This window comes from Roseiterribacter gracilis, from assembly GCA_018332375.1.
Lineage (GTDB): Bacteria > Pseudomonadota > Alphaproteobacteria > BOG-932 > Roseiterribacteraceae > Roseiterribacter > Roseiterribacter gracilis.
On record BOPV01000001.1, the window covers coordinates 3,774,682 to 3,787,392 of the forward strand.

Below are 12,711 nucleotides of genomic sequence, written 5' to 3' on the forward strand. Positions count from 1 at the left end.
ACTCCTACACCGTCACGTCGACGCGGCCGTCGGCCACGACACGCGGCCGTTCGATGACGGCCAGATCAAGATCATCACTCGTGCCATCAGCGCCCGCATTGTTGCCCGCAGTCTGCGTGCCATTGTGCGAACCCTGACCGTTCTGGCGCAGGTCGAAGCTGAGCGACCCGCCGTCCGTGTTCATGCCGGCATTCTCAAGCGCGCGCTGCAGGCCGCGCGGATCTGCCCGCAGCAGATCCAGCGTGTCGGACCGGTCAGCGACGACATGCGCGTGCACGACGCCGTCTTTGATATCCAGTTTGACTTCGATCGAGCCGAGTTCTTCCGGGCGAAGATTGATCGTCATCGCCTGCGATCCGTCGGCATCGGCGCGCGAAAGGTGGAAACCCACCTGTGCGATGGCCGACGCGGCGAGCGCGGGGTTCTTCGGCGCGACAACCAGCACCGTATCGGTTGCGGCCGTCGTGTTCGTGGTGTCGAGGTTGCGGATCTGCATCGGCGCGTTGCGTCCCGCATCAACTTGCGGCGCCGCTTCGGCCTGCGCTGTCTGTGTCAGCGCGACCTCGGTCTTCACCACGTGCTCGTGCGTTTCGTGCGTGGCGACGTGCTCTGTGAGCGGCTTGGCCGGTTCAGCTTCCGGTTCCGCTTCCGCAACGTGCGTCGGCTTTTCCGTCGCGACGGTCGTGGTGGCTTTTGTCGCTGCAGCGGTCGGCTTCGCAGTCGCCGGCTTTGCCGTGGCTTCCGTCGGCGCTGCCTGCGTTTCGGCCGGTGCGGGTTCGGGTTCGGTCACCGCGTCCTGCGCTTTCGCGTCGGCGGCCGCGATCACGGTCGTGACCGCCGGCGTTGCGGCTGAAACGGTTGCGGCGGGCGTTGTGGTTGCGGCGGGCGCTGTGGTTGCGGCGGTCGCGTCAGCGGCGACCTGTTCCACGGCCGGCGCGGCCTGCGTTGCATCCGAAGCTGCGGGCGCGTTATCGGCGACCGGCGTTTGTGCCGCTGCGTCGGCTGCGACCTGCGTCTGCTGAACCGGCGCCGGAGCTGCAGGCGCTGCAACCGGAGCAACTGTCGGTGTTTCGACCACGGGCGCTGTGACTGGTTCGGCCGGCGCTGCAACGGGGGCGGCGACTGCGACCGGCAGTTCCGCCTGCAGCGCAAGTACGCCGAGCTGTGCGGCCGGTGCGGTATCCGTCGTCGTCGCGTCGGCAGCCGTGTTCGTCGACGCGGCGGCTGCGGTATCCGACTTCGGCGACTTGTCGTTCGTCGACGTGTCGTTATTCGCGGTCGCGCCGTTCTTGTCGGTCGCTGCTGCGTCGTTCGCGTCGTTGTCGGTATTCGAGGCCGGCTGGGTATCGTTCTTCGAGGCCTGCGCGGTCTTGTTCTGCGCAGTGCGCGGGGCCGGGCGCGAAGTCGTGTCGCGTGCCGAAGCCGCCGGCGCCGACTTGTCGTCGCTCTTTGCGGCGTCAGCACGGTTTGCCGCGTCGGCACGGTCGCTCTTCGCGCCGCCAAGCTTCTGCATCAAGCGTTCGAACGCACGTGCGTTGTCGCTCGACTTGTCAGCCGGCTGCGCGGCGCTCGGCGCCGGAAGGTCAGGCCGCGTCGGGGCGGCAGGAATGGGAGCGACGGTATCCACGTCGGAGTCCTCACAAAAATCGTTCGCTGTCGTTTCAGCAAGGGTCGTGCCACACGCGGAAGCCATGATTCACAAGGCTTTTTTCCGCTTTTTGTCCGGCCCGATCCGTCCCGGGGAAGATTCTGCCGGCATGTCCTGCCGGACGTTCTTGGTGCTCTGTTGCAGGCTTGAAATGTGAAACGCCGCCGAGCGAAAACTCGGCGGCGTTTCGTATTGCGTGTTGCTTTAAGCCGACTCAGTAGGTCGCGTTGAGCGCCACCGAAAGCGGTCCCGGCGCACTGCTCATCTGCGATGAGCGGGCATAGGGGCCATTTTCTTCCGTCTGACGCTTCACGCTGTCGATGATGAGACTGACAACGCGTTCACTGGCACGACGCTGCGCGTCGATCGCCGCGACGTTGGCCAAGAGCCCCTGTTTGAAACGTTCCGCGCTTTCGTCCAGGGCGCGTTTCTGTTCCGGCTGGATTTCTTCCGGCAGGCGTTCGCGTACATCGCTCAACCACGACAACTGACCTTCAAACAAATGGGTCAGCGAAATCTTGCGATTCACCAGGTCGGGAATCGGGGCAAGATCCAAGGCATTGAGCGCGCGTGTCTCTTCGTCGAAGAGTGACATCAGCACCTCCATCGTATCCAACAGTTCATCAAGCTGCCGTGAAATTTCACTCATGCGCGTTGTTCCTGCATGCGAAGCATTTCTTTCTGAACTGCATCGGCGATACCAAGTCCGCCGGCCTTACTGACCGACTTGCCGTATTCGTCGAGAAGAAAGGACTTGAAGACTTCTTCGCCCTTACCGCCGCCGAAATTTGGGTCGTTTCCGACGCCATCGAACATGTGCGACAGCATCTGGGTGACGAATGCGGATTCGAATTGTTCGGCCGCAGCGCGCGTCTTGGCGAGATTCGCCGGCGACGTGCCGACGCGCGCCGCGGTTGCGGCGGCGATGTCGGTTGCGGTTGCCGTACCCGGCGTCAGCATCAGATGACCTGCAACTCGGCTTGGAGCGCGCCGGCCGCTTTGATCGACTGCAAGATCGAGATCGTGTCGCGCACGCCAACGCCGAGGCGGTTCAAGCTCGACACCAGCTGCTGCAGGCTCACACCGGCGGGCAGCACGGCCATTTTGCGACCGCTTTGCTCGTCGACCTGAATGTCGGTGCGCGGCACGACGACCGTCTGGCCTTGCGTGCTGAACGGCTGCGGTTGCGAAACTTGCGGCGTCTCGGTGATGCGGATGGTCAGGTTGCCCTGGCTCACCGCAACGGTGGAGATGCGAACTTTCTCGCCCATCACGATGACGCCGGATTTTTCGTCGATGACGACGCGCGCAACCTGGTCGGCTTCGATCGGCAACTGTTCAACGTCGGTGATCAGGCTGACAATGTCTTTGCCGCGCGCATCGATACGCACGCTGGCAGGATCGATCGCGGTCGCAACTGGACCAAGCTTGGCGTTGATCGCCGAAACGATTCGGCGCGCGGTCGTGAAATCAGGGTTCTTCAAGGCCAGGCGCAACGTGCCTTGGCTGGCGAACTGGAACGGGATCTCGCGTTCGACGATGCCGCCCGAAGCAATGCGACCACCAGTCGGCACGCCTTTGGTGACGCTCGCAGCCGCGCCCGACGCGGTGAAGCCGCCGATCGCAACGTTGCCCTGCGCCACGGCGTAGACTTCGTGATCGGCGCCGATCAGCGGCGTGACCAGCAGCGTGCCGCCTTCGAGGCTTTTTGCATCGCCTAGCGACGCAACGGTCACGTCAATGCGGGTGCCCTGGGTGGTGAAGGCGGGGAGGGTAGCAGTGACCATGACCGCGGCGACGTTTTTGGTACGAAGCTGCTCGCCGCGGACGTTGACGCCCATGCGCTCGAGCATGCCCAGCAGCGATTGTTCGGTGAACGGCGCGTTGCGGAGCGAGTCGCCGGCGCCGTTGAGGCCGACCACGAGGCCGTAGCCGACCAGCATGTTCTGGCGTACGCCCTCGACATCGACGACATCTTTGATGCGCGTCGTCGCGGCCAGCCCGGTTTGCGGGGTGGCAACGGCCAAGGTTACGAACAGCGCCAGGACGGCGCGAAGGGCATGGATCGGCATGGGTGTCGTCCTCATCTGGTGCCCGCCCGTGCGAAGCGCGTGCCAACCCGTAGTTTCACGATTGATCAAGCACTTGCAGGGCAGGTTCGTTGTGCAAAGCAGGCCCCTCCGGTACGATCTGCCCATGCGTCCGTCGGCAATTACTGCAGGGGTGACGCGGCAGAGCACCGCCGCGAGAAGGCATCAGCCGCAGAAGCAGGGCATGGATCGATGAGCGTCGACGGCGTGGGCCGGATCCGGAATCAACCGGCCGGGCGCACCAACAAGACTAGCGGGACAGGCGGCAGCGACTTCGCGCGCCTGCTGGAAGGTGAATCCGGGGAAACCACCCCGGTTTCCGCCGGCGCTCCTGTGGGCGCCGTTAGCGGCCTTCTTGCCGTTCAACAGGCCGGCGACCCGCTGGAAGGTCGCCGCCGCGCGCGGCGCCGGGCACATGACATGCTGTCCGAGCTGGAGGGGCTGGTGCACGGCCTGCTCGACGACGATCTGCCCGCCGAACGGCTGGAGGCTCTGGCTGCCCTGGCCAAAAGCGAGCGGGCCGAAGTCGATGACCCCGAACTTGCCGAGCTGCTGGATCAAATCGAGCTGCGCGTCCAGGTCGAACTGGCCAAGCGCGGTCGCTCAACCATCTGAAATTCCATGAATAATCCCCCTTCTGCCGGCCTCGACCTGATCGAGGTCCTGACCCAGGCGCTCGAGCTGCACCGCGCTGGTGACCTGGATCGGGCTGCCGCCGAATATGAGCGCGTGCTGGAAGCCGATCCTTCCCAGCCTAATGCCTTGTATTTGTTGGGGTCCGTGCGGTTTGGCCAAGGCCGGTTCGCCGATGCTGCGGCGCTGCTTGAGCGCGCGGCCGAGATTCAGCCGAGCAATGCCGACACGTTGCTCCAACTGGGCAATGCATTGTTCCGCCAGGGCAATATCAGCGGCGCGCGGGCGCGCTGGAGCCAACTGGTCGAGCTGCGCCCGACCCTGGCCGACGCGCACGCGAACCTGTCCCAGGCGGCGTTGGCGGACGGCGATATCGACGCCGCGGTGAATGCTGGGCGAGATGCCGTCGCGCTGAACATCGAGCATGTCGAAGGCTGGACTAACCTTGGCAATGCACTTTTGGCCCAGGGCTCGCTGGCCGACGCGATCGAAAGCTATCGCCAGGCGCTGGCGCGACGTGATTCGCCGCAGGCGCAAACCAACCTTGCCAACGCGATGCAGCGCCTGGGCTCGCTTGACGCCGCGCTGGCCGGTGCCGAACTCGCGCTTGAAGCCGATCCGCAACTTCTCGAAGCGCGTTTGGTCGAAACCCGCGTGCTGCGCGAACTAGGCTTGGTCGAACGCGCGCGCGAGAGCGCCGAGAAAGCGGTCGCGGTCGCACCGGACTCTGGTCAAGCGGCGCTTGCGCTTGGGAATGCGCTGTTCGATCTCGACCATCTCGACGAAGCCGAAGCGACGTATCATCGCGCGATTGCAATCGATCCGACGCTTGCCGAAGCGCATGCGAATCTTGGGTTTCTGCTGACCGCGAAAGGCCAGTACGACGACGCGATTGCGGCGTGCGAACGTTCGATCGCGGTTCGCTCGGACTTTGCGGAAGCACATTGGAATCAGGGTTTCGCGCATTTGCTTGCGGGCAACTACGAACCCGGTTGGCGCAAATACGAATGGCGCAAGCGCCATCCGCGATTTGCCAAGACGTTCGTACAGTTGACCGGTGCGGAATGGCAGGGCGAGCCGCTCGACGGCAAGACGCTGCTGATTCATGCCGAACAAGGTCTCGGCGACTCGATTCAATTCGCACGTTATGCGGACACGCTCGCGCAGCAGGGGGCGAAAATTATCGTCGCCTGCGCACGTCCGCTGGTTTCGTTGCTTGAGCGTGCGCCCGGCGTCGTTGCTGCAGTCGACCGCGAGTTGACGTTCCCGGCCTACGACTACTGGGTCGATCAGATGAGCCTGCCGTTGTTGCTCGGCGTCACGCCCGAGCAATCGCCGGCGCCGCAACGCTATTTGTTCGCCGATCCCGGACGCGTTGCTGCCTGGGAACAGATTCTGCCGCCGGGTCGCCGCGCCGGTTTGGTCTGGGCAGGAAATACGCTCCACTCGAACGATCGCCGTCGCTCGATGCCGGCCGAATCCCTAAAGCCGCTCACGCAGGTCGAAGGTTGGTCCTTCGTATCCTTGCAGGTTGGACGGCGGGCATCCGATGCCGCTTTGCTTCCGGGTGTGCTCGATATTACCGATGCGCTCGACGATTTCGAAGCGACCGCCGCGGTGATCGAGGCACTCGACGTGGTGATCAGCGTCGATACTGCGGTCGCCCATTTGGCCGGCGCGCTAGGACGCCCGACATTCCTGCTTCTGCCCAACGCCCCCGACTGGCGCTGGCTGCCGTCGCGACCGGACGACACACCCTGGTACGCCTCGATGCGGCTCTTTCGACAGCCGCGTCCGGGTGATTGGGATGCGGTCGTAGCGCGGGTTTCCGCGGCATTGGCAGAGTTTCCTCCATCTCGCTGACGGGCTCGGCACATCGCTTGCGAGGCGAGAGGGCCATCCGTATAGTCCGCCCGCTTTTCGGAGCCCCTACGTGAGCGCACGAGCACCTGTCATGAATGCCACGGTCGTTACGCTGCCGCCGGATTATCGTCCGGCTGACGACGAAGAGTTCATGAACCCGCGTATGCGGGAATATTTCCGACGCAAGCTGCTCAAATGGCAGTCTGAGCTTCTCGTTGAATCAAACGAGACGCTGCAGAGCCTGGCCGATGACGGTGGTTTGCAGGAGCCGGATATCGCCGATCGCGCATCGGCCGAGACCGATCGCGCGCTGGAACTGCGTACCCGCGATCGCGAACGGAAGCTGTTGTCCAAAATCGACGCCGCGCTTCAGCGAATCGAAGATGGCACCTACGGCTACTGCGAAGAGACCGGCGATCCGATTGGTGTGAAGCGGCTCGAAGCCCGCCCGATCGCAACGCTGTCGCTTGAGGCGCAAGAGCGCCACGAGCGGATGGAGCGTACGCAGCGCGACGACTGATCGTCGTCGCCCGGAAGGGCGTGTAGATGCGAATCGCTCTGCTGAAGGGCCGAAGCCAGTACGGCGTTCTGCGCCATTTTACCGACGAGATGGCGAGTGGGCTGCGCGAGCTGGGTGCGCAGGCCGATATTTTTGATTTCCACGATATCGGAACGACATACCCGCCGTTTCATACCGCGCTCGCGGCGCACAGCTATGATCTGCTTTTCTCGTTCAACGGCCATCTGGTGCAGATCGGCGAGGAAGTGCGCCCGCCCGAACCCGACCTGTTCAACCGGGCCGGCATTCCGTTCTTCACCCACTGTTTCGACCATCCTGCATCGCTGCTTGGGCGGCTCGAGGCGCAGATCGAAAATTTGACGGTCCTTTGTTCGGATCGTTCGCAGGTGAAGTTCGTAGATGAAATCGTCGGGCGGCATCGCCGCGCGACGCATCTACCGGCTGCGGGATCGCGCGGCTCCCAGCGCGGCCTGGCGCCGTTGCCGCCGTCGCAGCGACCGATCCCGATTCTTTTCATCGGCACCAATCGCGGTCCGGCGAGCCGCGACTTCAGCATGATCGGCTCTGGCGATATCCGTGCGTTGCTGAACGAGTCGATCGATTTGGCCATGGCGCATGACCATCTTTCGCCGATGGATGCGCTGGATGCGACCTTGCGGCGACACAGTATCGAACTCGCTGCCGAGCAGCGCGCGCTTCTGTTTCGCGTCGTGCTGTTTGCCAACGAATTTGTCTACACCGAGCGTCGCTGGCGGGCGATTCACCAACTCGGCCGCGATGAAATCCAGGTCACGCTTGTCGGCGGGGATTGGGATCAATTCTCCACGCAGTACAAATCATTCACCGCTCTGCCGACGCTTCCCTATTCCGAGCTTCAATCGGCGATGCAGCAGGCGAAGATCGTTCTCAACATTTCGAGCAACTATGTCGACGGAATGAATGAGCGCGTGCCCGATGCAATGATCGCGGGCGCGGTGGCGGTCACCGACTTCAACCCATTTATTGCCGATACGTTCTCGATCGGCGATGAGCTGCTGACCTATCGGTGGACGGATTTGGCGAGCTTGTCCCAAGTGATACGCGGGACCTTGGCCAATCCTGATTTGATGGACCGTGTCGCCGCTGCCGGTCGCGACAAAGCACTGGCCGAACACACCTGGAAGTCGCGTGCGCAATCGCTGCTCGCGATCGCAACAGCACAGGGGATCGGGCGCGACGACGCCGGTACTCTATGACGGATTTGCACGGCTTCCTCGATCGGCGCCGTGTCACGTTTCAAAGATGACGACCACGCCGGCACGTAGCGCATCCTTTCTGTTACCCGTCTCGTTTGTGGCGCTGTGGTCGACCGGCTTCATCGGCGCGAAGCTTGGACTGCCGTCAGCCGGTGCCTTCACCTTCCTGACGATTCGCTTCGCCGCGGTCGCGCTGCTGCTGGCGCTGGTGTCGGTTGTGACGCGCGCACCTTGGCCCAAAACGCGGCGCGAAATCGGCCATATGGCGGTTGCGGGGCTGCTGGTGCACGCGATCTATCTTGGCGGTGTGTTTGCGGCGATCGGTGTCGGTGTTGAAGCCGGCGTTGCAGCACTGATTTGCGGCCTGCAGCCCGTACTGGTCGCGTTTGCGGCGGGGCCGTTGTTCGGCGAACGGCTGCGTCCGGTCCAATGGATTGGTCTGACCCTTGGTCTGGTCGGCGTCGTGCTGGTCGTGGCGCAGAAACTTGCGCTCGGACTTGGAACGCCGGCTGGTGTCGCGCTGGTGATCTTTGCCTTGCTCGGCATCACCATCGGCACGCTCTACCAGAAACGCTTCTGCGCCGGCATGGATCTGCGCAGCGGTGCAGTCGTGCAATTCGCGGCCGCTACGTTGGCGCTCGCGCCATTCGCAACCGTGTTGGAAGGCTGGCGTGTTGAATTTACGCCAGCGTTTATTTTTGCGCTCGTCTGGCTGGTGCTGGTTTTGTCGGTTGGCGCGATCACGCTGCTTTACGTACTGATCCGGCGCGGCGCGGCCGCCGAGGTCGCCAGCCTCTTCTTCCTTGTGCCGCCGACGACTGCGTTGATGGCGTGGCTGTTGTTCGGCGAAACGCTGGAGCCGGTCTCAGCGCTCGGAATGGCGACAGTCGTCGTGGGCGTTGCGCTCGTCAACCGGTCGCCGCGACAACCTCAAAACTAGGCGTCGGATCGGCTGCGAGCGTGCGCAGCGTTGCGAGCATTTCATCAACCTGCCGGTCAAAGTCGAATCGAGCTTCGATACGAGCGAGGGACCGCGCGCTCTCGCGCTTGCGTGCTTCGGGATCGCTGACCAGCAAGCGCAGGCGATTGATGAAGGATTCGACGTCAGGCGATGCGAGCTCTTCGCCCGCGACGGCGCCGACGTCGCCCATCGCCAAGGTGACGATCGGCACGCCCTCGGCCATTGCGGTCTGCGCGCTGGTGCCGCCGCCTATGCGGAACGGGTTCACCAATATGTCGACGACGGCGCAAAGACCGCGCAGGTCGCTGCAATGGCCCATGCCGATCACCTGGCCAGGCCGAACGCGCGGACTGTTAAACCGTTTTGCGGCGCGCTCGGTCGATATGCCAGCGAGCAGAAGGACCGCCAGTGGCACCTCGGCGAGGATGTCGCTCATCAAGTCGATGAACTGCATGTCGAGCTCGTTCTCGAGCCGGTTGCCGATCACGACGATGAGGATCGCTTCGTTCGAGATCGACAATGTCTCGCGCGGAAAGGCCGATGCAGGCTGGGGAAGTGTGAAGAGCAATTCACGCGGAAGCACCATGCGGATCCCCATGCGGTGCGCTTTCGCAATCGCATCGTCGTCAAGCAACTCGCGCGCAACCCAGATAGCGTCCGCGCGCCCGTATGGAACCGTGCCGCCCGTCGCGATCCACAAGAGCGGTAGTTGCGCCGCGAGCGTGTCCTGCACGAACGGGGCGTCGTGCGAGATGATGGCATCGATCTGATGGTGCTGTACGAAATTCGAGACATCGCGGCAGAGCTGCACAATTGAGCCGCGCTCGGGCGTAAATACCGTAAGCGGCGTCTTCCAGCGCCCGCCAAGGGCTGCGAGAGTCTGCAGCCCTGCAAGTTCGGATTCGCTGTAGGCGATGCGCGCCTGGAACAGCCGCAGCTTGGTTTCGTAAGGCCAGCAATTTGAATTGATCACCACGGCCTCGATGCCACGTGCGTCGAGCGCCGATGCCAACCACAACGCGTCGCGCGTTGGCGCGTGATACAGCGACAGCAACTGCGGTGTCAGGATTGCGATGCGGCGTATGTCATTGGTGGTGCGCCGCGGCGGAGCAATTTGCGCGACGACCTGCTCGGTCGATGCGCGATAGATCTGGCGCAGAATGCGATCGATCTCGGCGCGTGCTTCTCGGCTGGGAACCTGCCGCTGTACGAACATTGCGGTCTGCAGATTGAACATCAGCTCGACCAGCAGGTCGGGCTCATCGATCAGCGCCGATGACCGTTGCGCTAGGTCGAGAAACCATTGGTCGCGTCCGGTCAGAGCCGCAAGCAACGACGAGCGAAGCCAGGCATCGGGCCAGCGCGCCGCTTCGCACAGTTGAATGAACAAGACCGCGTCGTGCGCATCGAGCGCAGTGGCTCGCTGCAGCACGGCGGTCAGTGCATCGTCGCGCTCTTCAATCGGCAGCGGTGCTGCTGCGATCTGCAGCAGTTCGCGGACGAGCCCCTCGGCCGTTTCAGCCGGGTTCATGGCACGTGTTAGAACGGGAAGAGGATGTCGAAGATCTGCTGACCGTAACGCGGCTGTTGCGCGTCGCTCAGCTGTCCACGACCGCCGTACGAGATGCGCGCCTCGGCGATCTTCTCGTAGCTGATCGTGTTGTCGTTCGCGATGTCCTCGGGACGGATCACGCCGGCCAGCTCCAGCTCGCGCACTTCGAAGTTGACGCGAACTTCCTGCTTGCCGTGGATCACCAGATTGCCGTTCGGCAGCGTCTGGATGACAGCCGCGGCGACTTTCAGCGTGATCTTTTCGTTGCGATCGATCTGCCCGGTGCCGTCGTTGCTGCTCTTGCTGGCGCCGTTGATCAACGAAGCCGGGTTGGCCGCCTTGTTCAGCGCCTTCGGAATTTGCGCTTCGAGGCCGAGGAAGTTGGTGAGGCCGGCGGTTTCGGTGTTGTTGCGCGAGCGCTGGGTCTCATTCTTCACCTGCGCCTTGTCGTCGATCGAGACCGTGACGCTGACGATGTCGCCGACCTTAGTGGCGCGCTGATCTTTGAGGAACGAGCGTGCGCCCGACTGCCACAGCGAGTTGGCCTGCCGGATTTCGGCGGTCGGGTTCGGCATCGGCATCGACACCGGCACGTAGTTCGGATCCGTGGTCGGATTTTTGATCGCCGACATTGCCGGCGTGCGGCCCACATTCGACAGACGATCACCGGCGCCGCATGCCGCGAGCGGCAGAATGGCGAGCAGGGCGAAAACAGGAAGGGTGCGGGTCATGTAGGTCACTCCTCGGATCACGATGCCGGCGCGCTTTGGCGCGGCACGTCGACCGAAACCTGGCCGACGCCGGTTACGATCGCATCAATGGATTTCTTGCTCGACGAATTGACGACACGGACGCGTTCGCCTGCGGCGCCGTCCATCTGCACTTCACCTTGGGTGACGAGCAGCATCACGCCGTCATCGAGCGTGATTGAAACTGTTTCGCCGCGACGAACCAGATGCGGCGCGACCAGGTCGGCGCGCTGCAATGGCGTTTCGGGCTGAAGAACACGGCGCGCACCGCGGCCTGCGACGAGGTCGCTGTCGGTCACGGCGTGCGTGGCAAGCCGGGCCGGCACCTTCTTCATCGTGACGTCGGCCTGTTGAATCAGCTCGCCTGCGGCAACGCGGCGCGTCAGCACCGGCACCGACACTTCGGTCTCGCGGCGGGTGATGACCACGCGCTCGCCACCGGCCGGACGCCAGTCGAGACCGTAGGTCTGGGCGATGCGCAGCAGTTGCGGCGCCGCCATCGTCAATATGCGTCCTGGCATCGGCGCTGCCGACAGGACTGCGTCACCCGCAATCCCTTCGAACAGGTCGGACAGGAGCACCTTCTCATCGACGGCAAGCGTCGTCGCCTTGAGCGTCGCCGCGTGCGCAGTTCCGCTAAGGAAAAGAAGGACGAGGGCGGCCGGACGCAGCATTAGCGCAACTGATTGACGGCGCTGAGCATGTCGTCGGCGGCTTTCACCACCTTCGAATTCATCTCGTATGCGCGCTGGGCCGTAATCAGGCTGGTGATTTCGGCGACGATGTTGACGTTCGAATTTTCCACCGCGCCTTGATTCAGTTTTCCGAAGCCCTGATCGCCGGCGCTGCCGGTAATCGGCGTGCCCGAAGCGGGGGTTTCGAGCAGCAAGTTGCCACCGATCGCTTCCAGACCCGTCGGGTTCGGGAAGGTGACCATCTGGAACTGGCCCTGCTGGACCGGGGTCGTGGTGCCGTCGAGTTTCACGAACATCTGGCCGACTTCGTTGATCACGATGTCGGTCGCGCCGCGCGGGATCTGGTTGACGCCACGGACGAGATAACCCTGCTGCGTCACGACCTGGCCCTGCGCGTCGAGCGAGAAGGTGCCGTCACGCGTATAGGCAATTTCGCCGTTCGGCAGATCGACCTGGAAATAGCCCTGGCCGTTGATGCCGACGTCGAGCTTGTTCTCGGTCCGCTGCAACGTGCCTTGCTCGTTGATGCGATAGACCGCGGCCGTCTTCACACCGTTGCCGAGCTGAATGCCCGACGGGATGATCGTGCCGATGTCCGACGACTGCGCGCCTGGACGAACGATGTTTGAGTAGAGCAGGTCCTGAAATTCAGCCCGCTGCCGCTTGTACCCGGTCGTCGTCAGGTTCGCGATGTTGTTCGAGATGACTTCGACGTTGGTCTGCTGAGCCAGCATACCGGTCGAAGCGATGTGCAATGCACGCATC

13 protein-coding genes are annotated in these 12,711 nt (G+C 63.4%); 5 read left to right on the top strand and 8 right to left on the bottom strand.

Translation table 11 applies throughout. The features are described from left to right. Positions 1–4: 4 nt before the first annotated feature. From TMPK1_RS18780 to TMPK1_RS18795, 4 genes are all read right to left on the bottom strand, one after another. Positions 5–1,627 carry a flagellar hook-length control protein FliK gene (locus tag TMPK1_RS18780; protein WP_420244970.1) on the bottom strand — a complete coding sequence of 541 codons (1,623 nt, stop codon included), beginning with the start codon at positions 1,625–1,627 and terminating at the stop codon, positions 5–7. A gap of 235 nt (positions 1,628–1,862) precedes the next feature. Further along, the gene (locus tag TMPK1_RS18785; protein WP_420244971.1) at positions 1,863–2,297 is read right to left on the bottom strand and encodes a hypothetical protein; all 435 of its coding nucleotides are present in this window, start codon (positions 2,295–2,297) and stop codon (positions 1,863–1,865) included. Continuing rightward, the gene (locus tag TMPK1_RS18790) at positions 2,294–2,608 is read right to left on the bottom strand and encodes a rod-binding protein (RefSeq protein WP_420244972.1); all 315 of its coding nucleotides are present in this window, start codon (positions 2,606–2,608) and stop codon (positions 2,294–2,296) included. Before TMPK1_RS18790 ends, TMPK1_RS18785 begins: the two co-directional genes overlap by 4 nt. After that, on the bottom strand, positions 2,608–3,720 hold the full coding sequence (locus TMPK1_RS18795; RefSeq protein ID WP_420244973.1) for a flagellar basal body P-ring protein FlgI: 1,113 nt from the start codon (positions 3,718–3,720) through the stop codon (positions 2,608–2,610). Before TMPK1_RS18795 ends, TMPK1_RS18790 begins: the two co-directional genes overlap by 1 nt. A gap of 210 nt (positions 3,721–3,930) precedes the next feature. On the opposite strand from TMPK1_RS18795, the gene TMPK1_RS18800 reads away from it, so the two are divergent. The 5 genes from TMPK1_RS18800 (at position 3,931) to TMPK1_RS18820 (ending at position 8,929) form a co-directional block, all read left to right on the top strand. After that, entirely contained in the window at positions 3,931–4,353 is a 423-nt protein-coding gene (locus TMPK1_RS18800; protein WP_420244975.1) for a flagellar assembly protein FliX, read from the top strand. A 6-nt stretch (positions 4,354–4,359) separates the two neighbouring features. Beyond that, the gene (locus TMPK1_RS18805) at positions 4,360–6,234 is read left to right on the top strand and encodes a tetratricopeptide repeat protein (protein WP_420244977.1); all 1,875 of its coding nucleotides are present in this window, start codon (positions 4,360–4,362) and stop codon (positions 6,232–6,234) included. 91 nt (positions 6,235–6,325) lie between these two features. After that, on the top strand, positions 6,326–6,754 hold the full coding sequence (gene dksA / locus TMPK1_RS18810; protein WP_420244978.1) for an RNA polymerase-binding protein DksA: 429 nt from the start codon (positions 6,326–6,328) through the stop codon (positions 6,752–6,754). A 26-nt stretch (positions 6,755–6,780) separates the two neighbouring features. Further along, positions 6,781–7,989 carry a glycosyltransferase family protein gene (locus TMPK1_RS18815; protein ID WP_420244979.1) on the top strand — a complete coding sequence of 403 codons (1,209 nt, stop codon included), beginning with the start codon at positions 6,781–6,783 and terminating at the stop codon, positions 7,987–7,989. Positions 7,990–8,035: 46 nt separating this feature from the next. Next, on the top strand, positions 8,036–8,929 hold the full coding sequence (locus TMPK1_RS18820) for a DMT family transporter (protein ID WP_420244981.1): 894 nt from the start codon (positions 8,036–8,038) through the stop codon (positions 8,927–8,929). On the opposite strand, the gene TMPK1_RS18825 is transcribed toward TMPK1_RS18820, so the two are convergent. Genes TMPK1_RS18825 through flgG form a run of 4 tightly spaced genes read right to left on the bottom strand, consistent with a single transcriptional unit; the run spans position 8,898 to position 12,710 of the window. Continuing rightward, positions 8,898–10,481: a glycosyltransferase gene (locus TMPK1_RS18825; RefSeq protein WP_420244982.1), complete on the bottom strand. Its 1,584-nt coding sequence runs from the start codon at positions 10,479–10,481 to the stop codon at positions 8,898–8,900. The genes TMPK1_RS18820 and TMPK1_RS18825 overlap by 32 nt on opposite strands. An 8-nt stretch (positions 10,482–10,489) precedes the next feature. Then, on the bottom strand, positions 10,490–11,233 hold the full coding sequence (flgH, locus tag TMPK1_RS18830; RefSeq protein WP_420244985.1) for a flagellar basal body L-ring protein FlgH: 744 nt from the start codon (positions 11,231–11,233) through the stop codon (positions 10,490–10,492). 17 nt (positions 11,234–11,250) lie between these two features. Then, positions 11,251–11,925 (bottom strand): flagellar basal body P-ring formation chaperone FlgA, encoded by a 675-nt coding sequence (flgA, locus tag TMPK1_RS18835; protein WP_420244986.1) that lies wholly within the window; start codon positions 11,923–11,925, stop codon positions 11,251–11,253. Beyond that, on the bottom strand, positions 11,925–12,710 hold the full coding sequence (gene flgG, locus TMPK1_RS18840) for a flagellar basal-body rod protein FlgG (protein WP_420244988.1): 786 nt from the start codon (positions 12,708–12,710) through the stop codon (positions 11,925–11,927). The genes flgA and flgG overlap by 1 nt, the downstream gene beginning before the upstream one ends. Position 12,711: the final 1 nt, after the last annotated feature.